The sequence below is a fragment of the Pseudomonas nitroreducens TX1 genome (assembly GCF_000313755.1).
GTDB lineage: Bacteria > Pseudomonadota > Gammaproteobacteria > Pseudomonadales > Pseudomonadaceae > Pseudomonas > Pseudomonas nitroreducens_A.
This window is the reverse complement of the sequence record NZ_AMZB01000106.1, coordinates 1-17691: the sequence shown is the minus strand read 5'-3', so window position 1 is coordinate 17691 and position 17691 is coordinate 1. Positions and strand designations below refer to the sequence as shown.

Below are 17691 nucleotides of genomic sequence, written 5' to 3'. Positions count from 1 at the left end.
TTGGCGGCGCATCCAACCCCCCTCGAAACAGGAGATCACGACATGCCCCAGCTGACCCTCGTCGCCTCCCGCAGCCATGCCATGCGCAGCGTGGGCCTGATGCTGTTGTCGATGTTCTGTTTCGCCGTGGTGGATGCGCTGGCCAAGGTGGTGGCACTGAAGTACCCGGCCAACGAGGTGACATTCTTCCGCATGGCCTTCGGCGTGCTGCCGGCGTTTCTCCTCTGCCTGCGTGGCCGGCCGCTGGCTGAGCGTTGGCGGCAGCTGGACGTGCGCGGGCAGAGTATCCGTGCGCTGACGCTGCTGGGGTCTTCGGCGCTGTTCTTCGCCGGGCTGCCCTACGTGGCGCTGAGCGAGGCCATCTCCATCGCCTACTCCGAGGCGCTGCTGGTGATAGTGCTGGCGCCGCTGCTGCTGGGTGAACGCCTGCTGCCGCGCAACGCGATGGCGGCGGTGCTGGGCTTCATCGGCGTGCTGATGGTGGTCAAGCCGGACAATGCCGAGGCCAGCCTGATCGGACCGGGCCTGCTGGTGGCCAGCGCGTTCTTCGGCGCGCTGTCGATGATCCAGATCCGCCGCATTCGCGCCACCGACGATTCCACCACCACGGTGCTGTACTTCACCGTGGTCGGCACCCTGGTCACCGGCGCCACGCTGCCGTTTTCCTGGAGCTCGCCGAGCCTGCCGGACCTCGGTTTCATGCTTGCCCTGGGGCTGCTCGCCACGGTCGGCCAACTGCTGTTCACCATCGCTGTGCGCCGTGCCCATGCCGCCACGCTGGCGCCCTACACCTACACCAGCATCATCTGGGCAAGCCTGCTCGGTTACCTGATCTGGGGCGAGGTGCTCGGCGTGCTGTCGCTGCTGGGCATCCTGCTGATCGTCGGCAGCGCCGTGGTGGTGGCAGTGCTGGAGCAGCCGGCAGAGGGGGCGGTGGTGTGATGAAGCGGAGACGGCTGACGCCCTGCGTAGAATTTTTTCTGTAGGAGCGCCTGTCTTGCTCTGTTATTCCGTGCCGCGGATTTCCCTCTCCCTAGCCCTCTCCCTGAAGGGAGAGGGGACCGTATGGTGCAGGGTGAGGCTAACGTTTCAGCCGGCACGGGCGGCTCCCTCTCCCTTCAGGGAGAGGGCGGGGGAGAGGGCAGGCCGCGCACATTCCTCAAACCAGGGGCGGACTCAGCACAAGCGCGAGGGCCCCGCCACGACTACCGGTCAGAATCCGGCGTGTCGGTCTGGTACCATGCCGCGCCGGCAGGCCCGCTGGCGCGTGATTGCACCGCGCCGGATGCTGCCGGCTTCATCCGCCCAACAGCGCTGTAAACAGGCCGCATCGATCGGAAAGCGCCCCTGCCCGGCAGGGGCGAAAACACTTTCCGCCCGGTCGATGGGGACCTTCTGGAATCCCGATGCACGATCCGATCAAACTCAAGGACCACCAGCAGGAATCCAAGCTGGTCAACCGCCGGCTGATCGCCTGCGGCGCGCTGGTGGCCCTGATGAGCGTGACCCTGGTGGCAAGGATGTATTTCCTCCAGGTCACCGACTACGCGACCAACGCCACGGTCTCCGAGAACAACCGCATCCACGTCCTGCCGATCCCCCCGGAACGCGGGCTGATCTTCGACCGCAACGGCAAGGTGCTTGCCGAGAACCTGCCCAGCTTCAACCTCACCCTGACCCGCGAGCGCGCCGGCAACTCCCGGGCGGTGCTCGACCAGGTGACCGATATCCTGCAGCTGAGCCCCGAACAGCGCCTGCAGTGCGACAAGGCGCTGAAGAAAAGCCGCCATCCCTTCGAGCCGGTCACGCTCCTGCATGACCTGAGCGAGGAGCAGATCGCCCTCATCGAGGTCAATCGCTACAAGCTGCCGGGCATCGACGTGGATGCCGAGTTCGTCCGTCACTATCCCTACGGTGAGCACTTCGCCCACTCGGTCGGCTTCGTCGGACGGATCAACGAACGCGAGGCGGCGCGGCTGGACAGCACCGAGTACCGGGGCACCGAGTACATCGGCAAGACCGGCATCGAGCACTTCTACGAGCCGCAGCTGCACGGCCACGTGGGCTATGAGGAAGTCGAAACCAACGCCCAGGGGCGCGTCATGCGCGTGCTGAAGAAGGTGCCGCCGGTGGCCGGCGAGAACATCGTGCTCGGCCTGGACGTGGACCTGCAGGTCGCCGCCGAAAAAGCCCTCGGGGACCGCCGCGGCTCCGTGGTAGCGCTGGACCCGAACACCGGGCAGGTGCTGGCGATGGTCAGCAACCCCAGCTTCGACCCGAACCTGTTCGTCAACGGCATCAGCTCGGCGCAGTACGCGCAGCTGCGCGACTCCATCGACCGGCCGCTGTTCAACCGGGCGCTGCGCGGGCTGTATTCGCCGGGCTCGACCATCAAGCCGGTGGTGGCCATCGCCGGGCTGGATACCGGCACCATCACACCGACCACGCGGGTGTTCGATCCGGGGTACTTCCAACTACCCAACTACGACCACAAGTACCGCAACTGGAACCATAGCGGCGATGGCTGGGTGGACCTGGACACGGCCATCAAGCGTTCCAACGACACCTACTTCTACGACGTCGCGCACAAGCTCGGCATCGACCGCATGCACGACTACCTGACCCGCTTCGGGCTGGGCAGCAAGGTGTCCATCGACATGGCCGAGGAGTCTCCCGGGCTGATGCCCTCCCGCGAATGGAAGCGCGCGACCCGGCGCCAGGCCTGGTTCCCCGGCGAGACGGTGATCCTCGGCATCGGCCAGGGGTACATGCAGGTTACGCCGCTGCAGCTCGCCGAAGCGACTTCGCTGATCGCCAGCAAGGGGGCCTGGCACCGGCCGCGGCTGGCCGAATCGGTGGGTGGCGAAGACGTGGTCGATGCCAACCCCATGCCCGACATCCACCTGAGTAATCCCCGTGACTGGGATGCGGTGAACTACGGCATGCAGCTGGTCATGCACGATCCGGGCGGCGGCGCGCGAGCCGCGGGCCAGGGCGCGCAATACCGGATTGCCGGCAAGAGCGGCACCGCGCAGATCGTAGCGATCCGTCAGGGCGAGCGCTACAACCGCCTGAAGACCAAGGAGCGTCACCGCGACAACGCGCTGTTCGTCGGCTTCGCCCCGGCGGCCGAACCTTCCATCGTGGTCTCGGTGACCATCGAGAACGGCGAGGCCGGCGGCCGCGTGGCGGGGCCGGTGGTGCGCGAGATCATGGATGCCTGGCTGCTCGACCAGGACGGCAAGCTCAAGCCGCAGTATGCCGTGCCGGCCGAGACGACCTCAGGCAAGCACGCCTGAGGTCCTGCGGAGCTCGGCTAGGCCTGGGCCACCGGCTCCGTCAGTGCCGCCCGCACCAGGGCGTGCAGCCCGTCGCCCGGGTTCTTCTCCTGCCAATCGCTGAGATCGCGGCGCATGGCTGGCGTCCAGAAGTTCTGCAGGTGCTGCCGCACGCCGCGTACCGCCAGGTCGTGGTCCGGCTCGCTGGCGAAGTACAGGCCGATCTGGTTGGCCATCTTGATCAGGTTCTCGATGCTCATCGACGGACCTCGGCTTTTTCCTGGTGGCGGCGCTCCTTGAGCAAACGCCGCTGTTCATCGCTGAACGCCTGGTAGCGCTTCTGCCATTCCGAAGGCTGGAATACGCGCACCACTTCCACCGCCGTGACCTTGTATTCCGGGCAGTTGGTGGCCCAGTCGGAGTTGTCGGTGGTGATCACGTTGGCTCCCGATTCGGGGAAGTGGAAGGTCGTGTAGACCACTCCTGGCGCGACGCGCTCGCTGATCTTGGCGCGCAGCACCGTCTGCCCGGCGCGGCTGCCCACGCCGACCCAGTCGCCGTCGCCGATGCCACGGCTTTCGGCATCGCTGGCGTGGATTTCCAGGCGGTCCTCTTCGTGCCAGGCGACGTTGTCGGTGCGCCGGGTCTGCGCGCCGACGTTGTACTGGCTGAGGATACGTCCGGTGGTGAGCAGCAGCGGGTAGCGTGCGTTGACCTTCTCCTCGGTGGGCACGTAGCCGGTGAGCATGAAGCGCCCCTTGCCGCGCACGAACTGCTCGATGTGCATGGTCGGGGTGCCGTCGGGCGCTGCGTCGTTGCACGGCCATTGCAGGCTGCCGTGGCGGTCCAGTTCGGCGTAGCTGACGCGGGTGAAGGTCGGCGTCAGGCGGGCGATCTCGTCCATGATCTGCGACGGGTGGGTGTAGTTCATCGGGTAGCCCAGGGCATTGGCCAGGGCCACGGTGCCTTCCCAGTCAGCCTTGCCGCCCAGTGGCTCCATCACCTTGCGCACGCGGGAGATACGCCGCTCGGCGTTGGTGAAGGTGCCGTCCTTCTCGAGGAAGGAGCTGCCCGGCAGGAACACGTGGGCAAACTTGGCGGTTTCATTGAGGAAGATGTCCTGCACCACCACGCACTCCATGGCGGAGAGGGCAGCGGTGACGTGCTGGGTGTTGGGGTCGCTCTGGGCGATGTCTTCGCCCTGGCAGTACAGCGCCTTGAACGTGCCGCCCAGGGCCGCCTCGAACATGTTGGGGATGCGCAGGCCCGGATCGGGCTGCAGGGTCACGCCCCAGGCCTGTTCGAACTGCGCGCGCACGGCCTCGTTGGAGACGTGGCGATAGCCCGGCAGCTCGTGGGGGAAGGAACCCATGTCGCACGAGCCCTGCACGTTGTTCTGGCCGCGCAGCGGGTTCACCCCGACGCCCTCGCGGCCGACGTTGCCGGTGGCCATGGCGAGGTTGGCGATGGCCATCACTGCGGTGCTGCCCTGGCTGTGCTCGGTGACGCCCAGGCCGTAGTAGATGGCCGCGTTGCCGCCGGTGGCGTAGAGGCGGGCGGCGGCGCGGATCTCTTCGGCGGGTACGCCGCAGACCGGGCCGAGCACTTCCGGGGCGTTCTCCGGCAGGCTGACGAAATCGCGCCAGCGGATGAAGTCGCTGGCTTCGCAGCGGGCATCGACGAAGTCCTGCTTGACCAGCCCTTCGGTGACGATGACGTGGGCCAGGGCGTTGAGCATGGCGACGTTGGTGCCGGGGCGCAGCTGCAGGTGCAGTTCGGCGCGGGCGTGGGGCGAATCGACCAGGTCGATGCGGCGCGGGTCGATGACGATCAACTGCGCGCCCTCGCGCAGGCGGCGCTTGAGCTGGGAGCCGAACACCGGGTGAGCGTCGGTCGGGTTGGCGCCCATCACCAGCACCACGTCGGATTGCATCACCGAGTCGAAGCTCTGGGTGCCGGCGGATTCGCCCAGGGTCTGCTTGAGGCCGTAGCCGGTGGGGGAGTGGCAGACGCGGGCGCAGGTGTCCACGTTGTTGTTGCCGAACGCCGCGCGCACCAGTTTCTGCACCAGGTAGGTTTCTTCGTTGGTGCAGCGGCTGGAGGTGATGCCGCCAATGGAGTCGCGTCCGTACTTCTGCTGGATGCGCCGGAACTCGCTGGCGGCATAGGTGACCGCCTCGTCCCAGCTGACTTCCTGCCAGGGGTCGCTGATGTGCTTGCGGATCATCGGCTTGGTGATGCGATCCGGGTGGGTGGCGTAGCCCCAGGCGAAGCGGCCCTTGACGCAGGAGTGGCCGTGGTTGGCCTGGCCGTTCTTGTCCGGGACCATGCGTACCAGCTGGTTGCCCTTCAACTCCGCGCGGAAGGAGCAGCCCACGCCGCAGTAGGCGCAGGTGGTGATGACGGCGCGCTCCGGCTGGCCGATCTCGACCACGCTCTTTTCCATCAGCGTGGCGGTGGGGCAGGCCTGCACGCAGGCGCCGCAGGAGACGCACTCGGAGTCCAGGAAGTTCTCGCCGCCGGCTGCCGCCACGCGGGATTCGAAGCCGCGCCCCTCGATGGTCAGGGCGAAGGTGCCCTGGGTTTCTTCGCAGGCGCGCACGCAGCGGTTGCAGACGATGCACTTGCTCGGGTCGTAGTCGAAGTAGGGGTTGGAGACGTCCTTCGCATCGCTCAGGTGGTTGGCGCCTTCATAGCCGTAGCGCACCTCGCGCAGGCCGACCTGGCCGGCCATCGTCTGCAGTTCGCAGTTGCCGTTGGCCGGGCAGGTCAGGCAGTCCAGCGGGTGGTCGGAGATGTACAGCTCCATGACGTTGCGCCGCAGGCTCGCCAGTTTCGGCGTCTGGGTGCGCACCACCATGCCTTCGGTCACCGGCGTGGTGCAGGAGGCCGGGTAGCCGCGCATGCCGTCGATTTCCACCAGGCACATGCGGCAGGAGCCGAAGGCTTCCAGGCTGTCGGTGGCGCAGAGTTTCGGGATGGTGGTACCCAGCAGGGCGGCGGCGCGCATCACCGAGGTACCGGCGGGGACGCTGATCTCGCGGCCGTCGATGCTCAGGCTGACCTGCACGTCGCTGTCGCGGGCCGGCGTGCCGAAATCGATGTCGCTGGTGTTGCCAGCGGTGGACGTGGAGGGATCGAAATAGTTGATCACTGGTCGGCCTCCGAAGTCGCCAGACCGAAGTCGGCGGGGAAGTGCTTGAGGGCGCTGGCCACGGGGAAGGCGGTCATCCCGCCGAGGGCGCAGAGCGAGCCGTATTGCATCGTGTCGCAGAGATCGGTGAGCAGCCGCGCCTGCTCTTCGCGAGCGCCGATGTCGGTGGCCGCGATCAGCCGGTCCACTACCTCCACGCCACGGGTCGAGCCGATGCGGCAGGGCGTGCATTTGCCGCAGGATTCCTCGGCGCAGAACTGCAGGGCGAAGCGCGCCATGCGCGCCATGTCCAGGCTGTCGTCGGCGACCACCACGCCGCCGTGGCCGAGCATGGCGCCGACGGCAGCGAAGGCCTCGTAATCCAGCGGCGTATCGAACTGCGCCGGTGGCACCCAGGCGCCCAGCGGGCCGCCGACCTGCGCGGCCTTCAACGGGCGGCCACTGGCGGTGCCGCCACCGTAGCCTTCCACCAGCTCGCGCAGGGTCAGGCCGAAGGCGCGTTCCACCAGTCCGCCGTGGCGGACGTTGCCGGCCAGCTGGAAGGGCATGGTGCCCAGCGAGCGGCCCATGCCGAAGTCGCGGTAGAACTGCGCCCCCTTGGCCATGATCACTGGGACCGAGGCGAGGGTGAGCACGTTGTGCACCAGCGTCGGCAGGCCGAACAGGCCTTGCAGCGCGGGCAGCGGCGGCTTGGCGCGGACCACGCCGCGCTTGCCTTCGAGCGAGTCCAGCAGGGCGGTTTCCTCGCCGCAGATGTAGGCGCCGGCGCCAACCCGTATTTCCAGTTCGAAGGCGCGGCCACTGCCGCAGACGTCTTCACCGAGGTAGCCGGCGTCGCGGGCGATTTTCACCGCCTGGTTGAGGGTGGCGATGGAGTCCGGGTACTCCGAGCGCACATAGAGGTAGCCCATGCTCGCGCCGACGGCGAGGCCGGCGATGGCCATGCCCTCGATCAGCAGGAAGGGGTCGCCCTCCATCAGCATGCGGTCGGCGAAGGTGCCGGAGTCGCCTTCGTCGGCGTTGCACACCACATACTTCTGCGCCGCCAGGGCGTCACGCACCGTGCGCCACTTGATGCCAGCGGGGAAGGCCGCGCCGCCGCGGCCGCGCAGGCCGGAGTCGAGCACCGCGGCAACGACCTCGGCGCCGTCCATCGCGATGGCGCGGGCCAGGCCTTCGAAGCCGCCGTGGGCGCGATAGTCGTCCAGCGACAGCGGCCGGGTGATGCCGGCACGGGCGAACAGCAGGCGCTGCTGAGTCTTCAGGTAAGGAATCTCTTCCACCGGCCCCACGGACAGCGGGTGGCTGGCAGGATCACTGGAAAGGGCGTCGAGCAGGGCGGGAACGTCACCCATTGTGAGCGGCCCGAAGCCCAGCCGGCCGTCCTCGCTTTCCAGTTCCACCAGCGGCTCCAGCCAGTAGAGGCCACGGGAGCTGGTGCGCTGGATCTGCACCGGTAACTGGCGGCGCTCGGCCTCGGTGACCAGGGCATCAGCCACTTCATCGGCGCCCACCGCGCAGGCCACCGAATCGCAGGGGACGAACAGCTTCAGCATGCGGCGTCCTCCCGGCATCCATTCACCAGCGCACGCAAGCGCTCGGGAGTGAGACGGGCGTGCACCCGGCCGTCCAGCTCCAGCGCCGGCGAGCAGGCACAGGCGCCCAGGCAGTACACCGGGCGCAGGGCGATGCCGCCGTCGGCGCTGGTGCCGTGGTCGTCCAGCCCCAACTGTTCGCGCAGCTGCGCGGCCAGGGCGTCGGCGCCACGGCTCTGGCACGACTCGGCGCGGCACAGGCGCAGCGTATGGCGGGCCGGGGGCGCAGTGCGGAAGTCGTGGTAGAAGCTGATCACCCCGCGCACTTCGGCGACGCTGAGGTTCAGCGCGTGGGCAATCTCGGGAAGGGCATGGTCGGGGATGTAGCCGACGCAGTCCTGGATGGCGTGGAGCACCGGCAGCAGCGCGCCGGGAGTGGCCTTGAGACGTTCCAGCACGTCGTGGATCAGGGGCAGGTGAAGCGAATCATCAGGCATACAGCACACCTCGACATCGCAGGCGCCTCCCTCGGGCGGCGACCCGGAATCCTTCGGCTGCGGCGCGCCGCCCACGTCACGGTTGGCGTGGCTCTGCGGAGCGCCATTGTTGTTATTGTTGCGGTCCGGCCAGACGTCTGTGCGCGCCCGGTCCTCGACAGTCTGGAAGATTGCCATCCCTCTGGATTAGGGATAGCACTCGAACGACCCTGCGTATCCTGAAACCGACAGGGAGCGCGAATGGCACCTTGTCCGCTCAGAGCCCCCTTGTTGGCCGGCAAAGCCCTCGGGCAGGACCGACCGTCGACTTAACCTGCCCTCTGCCCATGACAACAAGAATCCGCGCCGCGGTTAAAAGAGGGGAGCCCCATGCCGAAACCCGCGACACCCTGGCTGCCGTTCGCCTTGCTGGCCCTGCTCGGCCTTGCCGGCTGTGGCGACGACACCGCGCCCAGCGCTACCCGTTCCGCCGCCACCCTGGCGCCCTCCGACCCGGCCCTGGCGAAAATCTATGACAGCAGTTGCAAGCTGTGCCACGCCAACCCAGCCTCCGGAGCGCCGCAGACGGGCGATGCGCAAGCCTGGCAACCACGCATTGCCCAGGGCACCGACAGCCTGCTGGACCACAGCATCAATGGCTTCAAGGGCATGCCGCCGATGGGCATGTGCATGCAGTGCTCGGAGGAAGAGTTCCTCGCGCTGATTTCCTTCATGTCCGGCCAGCCGGTCCAGTAGAGGGCGCCACCCGATGCCCATTCATCTCACCCGACGCCAACTCCTGCAGAACGCCGGTATTGCCGGTGCGTTCGCGGCGCTTTCCGGCAGCCCGCTGGCGGCCGAACTGGCCCGCGCGCCACGCCTTATCCCATGGCGCAATTGGTCCGGCGGGCAGAGTTGCCTGCCGCAGGCGCGCCTGGCGCCGCAGAGTCTCGACGAACTGGTGCAGGTCATCCGCCAGGCCGAGGGCAAGGTGCGTCCGGTCGGCTCGGCGCATTCCTTCAGCGCCCTGGTGCCCACCGACGGCACGCTGGTCTCGCTGGCCTACTTCAACGGCCTGCTCGGCCACGATGCCGACACCTTGCAGGCGGAGTTCGCCGCCGGCACGCCCATGTCGCTCATGGGGCCGGCATTGAAGGAGATCGGCCAGGCCCTGCCGAACATGGCGGACATCGATTACCAGACGCTGGCCGGGGCGATCTCCACCTCGACCCATGGCACTGGTGTCGGCTTCGGTTCCTATTCCACCCGCGTGACCGGCCTGCAACTGGTGACTGCCAGTGGCGAGGTGCTGGACTGCGACGCCCAGCGGCGTCCCGAGGTGTTCAATGCCGCGCGGGTGTCCCTGGGCGCCTTCGGTGTCGCTACGCGAGTGCGCTTGCAGAACCGCCAGGCCTTTCGCCTGCGCGAACGGCAGTGGATAGCCAGCACCGAGGAGCTGCTGGAGGACGTGGAGAAGAACACCCGCGAGAACCAGCACTGGGAAATGCAGGTGCTCACCCATTCCGACTACGCGCTGGCCATCGCCCTGAACGAGACCGAGGACCCTGCCACGCCGCCGCTGGACCCGGCCGAGGAGGGCGGCAACGGCTATGTCGGCATCATCGAGAACCTCGACAAGTACGGCAGCGATTTCCCCGCCGCGCGGCGCTTCCTGCTCAACAGCCTGCGCCATGTCGCCAGCTTCGACGACCGGGTCGGCGACTCCTATGACATCTTTGCCAACGTGCGCAACGTGCGCTTCAACGAGATGGAATACTCGGTCCCCGCCGAACACGGCCCGGCCTGCCTGCGCGAGATTCTCAAGCTGATCAACGACAGGGACCTGCGCACCTGGTTCCCCATTGAGTACCGCTATGTGAAGGCCGACGATATTCCCCTGAGCATGTTCGAAGGCCGCGACAGCTGCTCCATCTCCGTGCACCAGCACTACAGCATGGACCACCACAACTTCTTCGCCGCCGTCGAACCGATCTTCTGGAAGTACGCCGGCCGGCCACACTGGGGCAAGCTGCACACGTTGAACGCGCGCACGCTGCAACCGCTTTATCCGCGCTGGAAGGAATTCACCGAGGTGCGCCGCGAGCTGGACCCGCAGGGCAAGTTTCTCAATGCCCACCTGTCATCGATCCTGGGCGTGGCCTGACAAGGAAGAACAACCCATGAAACGACGCAATTTCCTCGTCGGCGCGGCAGGCGCTGGCGTCCTGCTCGCCGGTGCCGGCGCCTGGCTGCGACCGGGCGACCACGGCGCCCCGTACGACGACTACTTCACCCGACTGAACCGCGAACTGCGCGAGCACGGGCCGATGCGCCCGGTGATGCTGATCGACCTCGACCGACTCGACCACAACGTCGACGTGGTCATGCAGTCGGTGGCCCGCACCGGCAAACACCTGCGCGTGGTGGAGAAGTCCCTGCCATCGCCGCGATTGCTCGACTACATCGCCAAGCGTGCCGGCACCCGGCGGATGATGTCGTTCCACCAGCCCTTCCTCAATCACGATGCAGAACGCTTCCCCGATTCGGACCTGCTGCTGGGCAAGCCGCTGCCGGTGGGTTCGGCGCAGCAGTTCTACGAGAACCTTCGCGGATCGTTCGACCCGACGACCCAGCTGCAATGGCTGCTCGACACCCCTGAGCGCTTGCAGCAGTACCTGGCGCTGGCGCAAGGGCGCAGCACCCGGTTGCGGATCAATATCGAACTGGACGTGGGACTTCACCGGGGTGGCGTGGCCGACCACGACACCCTGGAGCGGATGCTCACGATCATCGGTGCAAACCCGCAGCACCTGGAGTTCGCCGGCTTCATGGGCTACGACCCGTTCGTCGGCATGGGCGTGCCGGAAGTCCTGGGTTCCTCGGAAGAGCTGTTCACCAGGGTCATGCAGCTTTACGACGGCTTCGTCGATTACACGCGCACCCGCCATGCGCCACTGTGGAAGCCGGGGCTGACGCTCAATACCGCCGGTAGCCCGAGTTACCGGATGCATGAAAACGAACGCACCAGCACCGAGGTGTCGGTGGGGTCGGCGCTGGTCAAGCCGACGCACTATGACCTGCCATCCCTGGTGGACCACCAGCCGGCTGCCTTCATCGCCACGCCGGTGATCAAGAGCACCGGCGCGGTGCGGATTCCGGCGCTGGACGACAAATCCGCGATCTTCTCCTGGTGGGACCCGAACCAGCGGCAGACCTTCTTCGTCTATGGCGGCAACTGGATGGCCGAGCCCGAGTCGCCCAGGGGACTGCAGTTCAACGGCCTGTACGGGCGCAGCTCGAACCAGGAAATGGTCAACGGCTCCAGCGCCGTCGGCCTGAAGGTGGACGACCAGGTGTTCCTGCGGCCGACCCAGTCCGAGTCGATCCTCCTGCAGTTCGGCGACCTGCTCGCGGTGCGGCAGGGGCGCATCGTCGAACAGTGGCCGGTTTACAGTTGAGGACGGCAGTGCGGTAGCGGAAAGCCCGGGCCGTGCGGCCTGGGCTTTTTCCGCGGGTTTCCGGCAATGCAGTCCTTCGAAATATTCTGTTACGCCGTGTCTTGGCTTGTGAACGAACGCGTTATGATGGCTCCGCCGCGCGCCAGCCATAGAAGAACAAATCCAGGCGTGCCGTTCGAGAGCCGCCTCCATGCCCAACACCCTCCTCGATGCCCATTTCGACCTGGCCCAGGTTTCGCCCTTCCTGTTGCAGACCCTTGCCGAGGTCGCCGAGGAGAAGGGGGTGAGCAGCGAACGCCTGTGCCGTGGGTTGGGGTTCACCGCCGAAGAATTGCAGGACCCGGCACAGCGCGTTTCCCACCGACAGACGGTGGCGATGATCCAGCGAGCCCTTGCGGCCCTGCCCGAGCGCGGCCTGGGATTGTGGGTCGGGCACCGCAATGTGCTCGGCACCCTCGGCCTGCTCGGCCATGTGCTATCGCTGAGCAAGACCCTGCGCGATGCCTTCGAGCTCGGCCGGCGCTTCCAGCACACCACCGGCGGCATCGCCGTCTGCAACCTGCTCGAGGGGCCGCAGGAGAGCTTCATCGAAGTGGAGTGCCTGTTGCCGTTCGCCGATGTGCAGGTGTTCGCGGTCGAGGAGTTCTTCGCCAGCCTGCTGGTCTACAACCGCGCACTGATCGGTGACGAGTTCCAGCCGCTGCGCTTCGAGTTCACCCACGCCGCGCCCAGCTACGAGGCCGAGTACCGGCGCCTGCTGGGGCCGAACCTGCGCTTCGGCTGCCTGCACAACCGGGTGGCCATCGACACCCATTGGCTGGACCGGCAACTGCCGAGCCACCAGCCCGTGGCCCTGCGCCAGGCGCTCAATCTGCTGGAAGCGGAGTACAGCCAGGCGCCGCAGAAGGCCGGCCTGCTGGAGACGGTCGAGCGCGCCATCCTGCGCGACCTGCCGCACGGCAGCCCCATCGACAAGGTGGCCGGCGACCTCAACATGAGCAGCCGCACCCTGCGCCGTCGCCTGAGCGAGTACGGCACCAGCTTCGAAGCCCTCCAGGAGCAAGTGCGCCGGGCGCGCGCCATGAGCCTGCTGAGCAACCCGGAGATGCCCATCGAACGCATCGCCGAAGCTCTCGGCTATAGCGACGTGCGCGGCTTCCGCCGGGCCTTCAAGCGCTGGACGGGACAGAGCCCTTCCGCCTGTCGCGACGAGGTGGCGCAGGCGCATTGAAGCTGAGCCTGAGGTTACCTTGACGCGGCACAAGGGTGTTCCCAGTCCTGGTGGGTATGGTTGTTCTGCCAATCAACCAGGAGAGCACCATGTACGAACACGTACTGGCCGCCGTCGACGGCAGCCCTGTTTCCTTCCTCGCGCTGGCCGAAGGCGCGCGTCTGGTCCGCATGAGCGGTGGTGAGCTGCATGTCATCACCATCGTCGACCGCCCGCTGGGGCACATGCCTTACTACGCCAAGTACTACGACGCGCAGGCATTGCAAGTCGCTGCGGTCAAGGCCGCCGATGACATCCTGAACAAGGCGCGGGAAGTGGTCGCCGAGTATGCCGTGCCCGCCACTTTCCAGCAGGTCGCGATGGAAACCACCGGGGAGGAGGTCGCCGACCGCATCGAGATCGAGGCGGACGCGGTCAAGGCCGACGCCATCGTCATGGGGACGCACAGCCGCCATGGCCTGCATCGTCTCGTGCTGGGCAGCGTGGCAGAAGGGGTGCTGCAGTCGAGCAAGCGCCCGGTATTGCTGGTGCGTGCGCGCTGAATCTGCCGGGCCGGCTGCGCGGCTGCAGGCACCCGCTGTCGCGCCCGGAGCGGCCTTTCGTCGAGCAGTGCGGCGACCCCCGCGCCGCCATCGGCAAGGCGTCGGGAAATCGGCTGTACGGGAGAGTCTGCATTCTGTGTTGCAGAAGGTGGCGCCATGACCCGTTCCCTGTTCACTGCGATGGTGGCGGCGGCCTTCCTGGTCGCCTCGATCGGCACCGCCTGGGCCACCGAGCAGGGCAACCAGCGTCGCCAGGCGCGCAGTGCGTCAGTGACCAACAACCATGCGACACCCCTCCAGGCACCGCCGCGCCCGGCGCTGGTCCGGCAGTTCGAAGCCTTCGGTGAAATGCCGGCAGACCGGTTCCAGCCATTGCTGCGCGGCTTCCGCTTTACCCTGGGCGCTCCACAGCTCCGCCAGGCAGGCGGCCGAGCGTAGCTCCCAGGCCCGCGCGCCTTGCTGTTGCGCCAAGGCAAGCGCTCGCTTCAACAGCGTCTCAGCGCCCATGAGGGAGTCGCGGTCGCCTCGTTCGATCAGGGCGGCGGCGTGGTTGCGCAGGATTTCCGGCGCGCACCAGCCTGCCGCGCCGGTTCGTGCGCGCATCAGCTGCGCCTGATCGAAGGGCAGGGGACGACCACCCAGGGTCTGCACGATGTCGCGGACCAGGCCGACAGCGGGGGCCGGAGCGGCGGCCGAGTCGTCGAGCCGCATGGCCCACGCATAGTGCCGCGCCCAGTCGGTGAACAACGGCACGCGATGGCGCTCGGCAACCTCGATCATCTGCTGCACGCGGCCATGCGCCTTGTCCAATTCGCCGTTATAGAAGGCGATGACACAGCCAGCCGCCGCGAGGCTGTAGGCGATGGAGGCGCTGTGATCCATCTCGCAGGCCAGTTCGATGGCCTGTGTCGCCATGCGCTCGGCCTGTTCTGGCAGGCCGCGCAACCAGAGCGTGCGTGCCTGCGTGGCGAGAGAGGCGACCTGCTGGTCGTACTGCACGCCCAGGCAAGGGGCAAAGCGGTTGCCCTGGCGTTGCTCCTGCAGACGTCGCAGCACTTCTTCGCCAACGGCCTGGGCGCGTACCTGGTCGCCCGAGTAATGCAATGCCAGCACCTTCAGGCGCAGCGCGCTGGTGGCGAGCATTTCGCCCTGGCCGTCGCTCAGGCGGTCGAAATGCCGGCTTTGCTCGGCCGCCTTCTGGTACTGGCCGGCCCACAGCAGCACGGCCAGGCCGCCGGACAGCGCGGTGAGTTCACCGTTGAGGTCGCCGATCTGCTGGGCGAGGTAGCGGGCGCTCTGGAAGGCTTCGTCCGCCTGGCTGTTGCGCACGTCGTGGTAGGTCGTGTTGCCCAGTGCCAGCTCCAGGCGCATGGCCAGTGGCAGCGACGAAGCGGATTCGGCGCTGAGCAGGCCAAGTGCCGCACTCACATAGGGACCGTATTCGTGCAGCAGTGACAGCTCCTGCCAGAGCGGCGCCGAGCAGGCCGCCAAGTGGATTGCCTGGGCGTGCCGAACGTCCGCATGCAGGCCCCAGTCGAGGGCTGCACGAACATCAGCGAGCCATGGCGAATGTTGCTGGAGCCAGCCCAGCGAGGCAGACCGTTCCCATTCATCCTGGGCGGTTTGCATCGCGCCCTGGCAGAGCTGCAGGTGGCGTTCTCGGGCCTCGTGCAGTTCGCCGGCAGCCTGGAGCTTCTCCAGCGCGTAGACGCGGGTCGGTTCGAGTAGCCGGTAGGTGACCTGGTCGCTGCGGATTTCGGTGGTCAGCAAGGATTTGGCGGTCAGCTGGTTCACCAGCACGAAGGCCGCGCCCAGGTCCACGGGCTGGCTGAGGACGGCGGCGATGGCATCCAGCGTGAAGCTACCGCGGAACACGCTCAGGCGGCGCAGGCAGGATTGCTCCGCTGGGCGCAGCAACGCATAGCTCCAATCGAGCATCGCGCGAAGGTGTTCGTGGCGATTGGGCGACCCATCGGACTGTAGCGCAAGGTCCAGGAAGCCGTCCCGCAGCAGTGCATCGATGCTGCCGTCGGCCTGGCCCAGGTGGCCGGCAGCCAGTTCCAGGGCCAGCGGAATGCCTTCCAGGCGCCGGCAGATTTCGCCGATGCGGGGCAGGTCTTCAGGGCGGAGTTCGAAGTCCTCGTGGGTATCCTTCGTCCGCTCGACGAGCAGCGCGACGGCGGGGTAGGCGAGGGCGTCCTCGACGCTGCCGACCTGCACCGGCGGGCAACCGAGCGGCCGTAGCGGCAGGATGTACTCGCCGGTGGCGCGCAGGCTTTCACGGCTGGTGGCGAGGATGTGGATCTGCGGCGCGTGGCGCAGCAGGCACTCGACCAGATGCGCGGCCGCCTCGATCAGGTGCTCGCAGTTGTCGATGAGCAGCAGCATCCGCCGATCGGCGACCTGGGTGCAGAGATGTTCCAGCGATTCGCCCGCCAGCCCCGGAATGCCCAGCGCGCAGGCGAGCGTACTGTTCAGCGGCCGCGCGTCCTGCAACTGGGTAAGGTCGAGCATGCGGATGCCGTGGGGGTATTGGCCGATGAAGCGCTCGGCGGCCTGCAGGGCGAGGCTGGTCTTGCCGATGCCGCCACAGCCCACCAGGCTGACGCAGCGACGTCGCGGCAACTCGGCGACCAGGCGCGCAAGCTCGGCTTCGCGGCCCAGCAGGCGATTGCGCGGGGGCGGCAGGTTGTGGTCCGCCGACGGGCCGTCCTGGGGGGCGGGCGTCGCCTGCGCCGAAGCTATCAGGGGCTCGACGAAACTGTAGCCGCGCAGCGCGATGGTGACGATGAAGCGCCGGCCGTTCTGGCCATCGCCCAGCGCCTTGCGCAGGGCGGTCATGTGCACCCGCAGGTTGCCTTCGTCGATATCCTGGTCGGGCCAGGCGCGGGCCAGCAGCTCGCGCTTGCTGACCACTTCGCCTGCGCGCTCCAGCAGTGCCAGGAGGATGTCCAGCGCACGCTGGCCAAGGCGCAGCGGGCGGCCCGCCTCGAGAATCACGCGGGACGCGGGGTAGATCTGGTAGGGGCCGAAATGAAGCACGGTTTCGACCCCGGCCACGGGCTCGGGAGTCATCGTCTGGTCGTCGCTTTCGCACGCTGGGGGCAGGTTTCTTGCCGGGGCGGGTGTCCGCCCGGCGGGCACATGTCCATCGACTCTGCGGTCGATTGGCCATTCAGGGGAGATGGAGCATCAGGGTAAACGACGCTTCAACGTTCAGCCATCCCGCCCCGGGCGGCTTTGCTCGGGCGGTGTGCTTAATATCGATTAACGCCGGGCACGATTCGGCATTGCCAACCGCCGCGGCAGCGGTTGTGCCGCGTCGCCTGCTTTTTGGCTGCATGCCGCGCCTTGCAAGGCTTTGCACGGGGCTGACAGTCGCTTGTCGAGTGTGGCGCGCACGACGCGGCCATTGCCCTTGCCGTCCGCCCATCGCTGCTTTCCCGGCTCCATGGGTTAATGCGGTTTAACCAGCTTTAACTCGCCGCCACCCCTGCGCCCACAAAAAATGGTCTGCAGATCGCAGGGGAGGAACCAGCATGCTTCAGAGACTTATCAGCCAGATTCCAGTAAACGCTCCCAAGCGCAACCTGGCCCCCTGGCAGAAGGAGCGCGCCCAGGCGCTGTTGCTGCAGCATCTGGACAGCGGCATCACAGTCAGTGACCTGGCTGCCGCCTGTGCGCTGTCACGCAGCGATTTCACCCGCAAGTTCAAGGTCACCACCGGGTATTCGCCCCAGGCCTGGATGCGAATCCAGCGAGTGGAAAAGGCCAAGCAACTGTTGCGCGAAGCGTCCTTCCCGCTGGCCGAGATCGGCCTGCAATGCGGCTTCTGCGACCAGGCACACTTCTGTCGGATCTTCTACCGCATCGAAGGCCTCACGCCCCTGGGCTGGCAGCGGCACTTCCTCAATGCGGAGCGCGAATCCACTTGGCGACACGCGGGCTAGCCCGATCCCCTCGGTGCACCTTTACGGATGGGCGTTCTGAAAATGGAACGCTAGAGGCGATTTTTGC

At 67.1% G+C, this 17691-nt stretch carries 13 protein-coding genes; 8 read left to right on the top strand and 5 right to left on the bottom strand.

What is annotated here, in order from left to right; translation table 11 throughout:
• The first annotated feature begins 42 nt into the window (after positions 1–42).
• Complete coding sequence (locus C167_RS0112135; protein ID WP_017518550.1) at positions 43–942, top strand: DMT family transporter; 900 nt, start codon at positions 43–45, stop codon at positions 940–942.
• A gap of 464 nt (positions 943–1406) precedes the next feature.
• The gene (mrdA, locus tag C167_RS0112130) at positions 1407–3299 is read left to right on the top strand and encodes a penicillin-binding protein 2 (protein WP_017518549.1); all 1893 of its coding nucleotides are present in this window, start codon (positions 1407–1409) and stop codon (positions 3297–3299) included.
• 17 nt (positions 3300–3316) lie between these two features.
• On the opposite strand, the gene C167_RS0112125 is transcribed toward mrdA, so the two are convergent.
• From C167_RS0112125 to C167_RS32485, 4 genes are read right to left on the bottom strand one after another with little or no spacing between them, the layout of a single operon-like run.
• Complete coding sequence (locus tag C167_RS0112125) at positions 3317–3538, bottom strand: formate dehydrogenase subunit delta (RefSeq protein WP_017518548.1); 222 nt, start codon at positions 3536–3538, stop codon at positions 3317–3319.
• A complete protein-coding gene (gene fdhF, locus C167_RS0112120) occupies positions 3535–6432 on the bottom strand; it encodes a formate dehydrogenase subunit alpha (protein WP_017518547.1) in 2898 nt (965 codons plus the stop codon). Before fdhF ends, C167_RS0112125 begins: the two co-directional genes overlap by 4 nt.
• Entirely contained in the window at positions 6429–7988 is a 1560-nt protein-coding gene (locus C167_RS0112115) for a formate dehydrogenase beta subunit (RefSeq protein WP_017518546.1), read from the bottom strand. The genes fdhF and C167_RS0112115 overlap by 4 nt, the downstream gene beginning before the upstream one ends.
• On the bottom strand, positions 7982–8464 hold the full coding sequence (locus C167_RS32485) for a formate dehydrogenase subunit gamma (RefSeq protein ID WP_037006126.1): 483 nt from the start codon (positions 8462–8464) through the stop codon (positions 7982–7984). Before C167_RS32485 ends, C167_RS0112115 begins: the two co-directional genes overlap by 7 nt.
• A 369-nt stretch (positions 8465–8833) precedes the next feature.
• On the opposite strand from C167_RS32485, the gene C167_RS0112100 reads away from it, so the two are divergent.
• From C167_RS0112100 to C167_RS0112080, 5 genes are all read left to right on the top strand, one after another.
• Positions 8834–9199, top strand: a complete 366-nt coding sequence (locus C167_RS0112100; protein WP_017518544.1) for a c-type cytochrome — start codon at positions 8834–8836, stop codon at positions 9197–9199.
• 13 nt (positions 9200–9212) lie between these two features.
• Complete coding sequence (locus C167_RS0112095; protein WP_017518543.1) at positions 9213–10607, top strand: D-arabinono-1,4-lactone oxidase; 1395 nt, start codon at positions 9213–9215, stop codon at positions 10605–10607.
• A 16-nt stretch (positions 10608–10623) separates the two neighbouring features.
• Entirely contained in the window at positions 10624–11901 is a 1278-nt protein-coding gene (locus tag C167_RS0112090; RefSeq protein ID WP_017518542.1) for a DSD1 family PLP-dependent enzyme, read from the top strand.
• A gap of 190 nt (positions 11902–12091) precedes the next feature.
• Entirely contained in the window at positions 12092–13132 is a 1041-nt protein-coding gene (locus C167_RS0112085) for an AraC family transcriptional regulator (protein ID WP_017518541.1), read from the top strand.
• Between the two features lie 89 nt (positions 13133–13221).
• Complete coding sequence (locus C167_RS0112080) at positions 13222–13674, top strand: universal stress protein (protein ID WP_017518540.1); 453 nt, start codon at positions 13222–13224, stop codon at positions 13672–13674.
• Positions 13675–13941: 267 nt separating this feature from the next.
• Here the strand turns inward: C167_RS0112080 and C167_RS0112075 are convergent, their stop codons facing one another.
• Positions 13942–16749 (bottom strand): ATP-binding protein, encoded by a 2808-nt coding sequence (locus tag C167_RS0112075; RefSeq protein WP_017518539.1) that lies wholly within the window; start codon positions 16747–16749, stop codon positions 13942–13944.
• Between the two features lie 464 nt (positions 16750–17213).
• Here C167_RS0112075 and C167_RS0112070 point away from each other — a divergent pair, with 464 nt between their 5' ends.
• Positions 17214–17624, top strand: a complete 411-nt coding sequence (locus C167_RS0112070; protein WP_017518538.1) for a helix-turn-helix domain-containing protein — start codon at positions 17214–17216, stop codon at positions 17622–17624.
• The last annotated feature ends 67 nt before the right edge of the window (positions 17625–17691 follow it).

What these genes read in the sequence shown, in the direction of transcription:
- C167_RS32485 (WP_037006126.1), bottom strand. Translation starts at nt 8,464, where the DNA reads ATGCCTGATGATTCGCTTCACCTGCCCCTGATCCACGACGTGCTGGAA.
- C167_RS0112095 (WP_017518543.1), top strand. Translation starts at nt 9,213, where the DNA reads ATGCCCATTCATCTCACCCGACGCCAACTCCTGCAGAACGCCGGTATT.
- C167_RS0112080 (WP_017518540.1), top strand. Translation starts at nt 13,222, where the DNA reads ATGTACGAACACGTACTGGCCGCCGTCGACGGCAGCCCTGTTTCCTTC.
- C167_RS0112125 (WP_017518548.1), bottom strand. Translation starts at nt 3,538, where the DNA reads ATGAGCATCGAGAACCTGATCAAGATGGCCAACCAGATCGGCCTGTAC.
- C167_RS0112135 (WP_017518550.1), top strand. Translation starts at nt 43, where the DNA reads ATGCCCCAGCTGACCCTCGTCGCCTCCCGCAGCCATGCCATGCGCAGC.
- C167_RS0112075 (WP_017518539.1), bottom strand. Translation starts at nt 16,749, where the DNA reads ATGACTCCCGAGCCCGTGGCCGGGGTCGAAACCGTGCTTCATTTCGGC.
- C167_RS0112090 (WP_017518542.1), top strand. Translation starts at nt 10,624, where the DNA reads ATGAAACGACGCAATTTCCTCGTCGGCGCGGCAGGCGCTGGCGTCCTG.
- C167_RS0112100 (WP_017518544.1), top strand. Translation starts at nt 8,834, where the DNA reads ATGCCGAAACCCGCGACACCCTGGCTGCCGTTCGCCTTGCTGGCCCTG.
- mrdA (WP_017518549.1), top strand. Translation starts at nt 1,407, where the DNA reads ATGCACGATCCGATCAAACTCAAGGACCACCAGCAGGAATCCAAGCTG.
- C167_RS0112115 (WP_017518546.1), bottom strand. Translation starts at nt 7,988, where the DNA reads ATGCTGAAGCTGTTCGTCCCCTGCGATTCGGTGGCCTGCGCGGTGGGC.
- C167_RS0112085 (WP_017518541.1), top strand. Translation starts at nt 12,092, where the DNA reads ATGCCCAACACCCTCCTCGATGCCCATTTCGACCTGGCCCAGGTTTCG.
- C167_RS0112070 (WP_017518538.1), top strand. Translation starts at nt 17,214, where the DNA reads ATGCTTCAGAGACTTATCAGCCAGATTCCAGTAAACGCTCCCAAGCGC.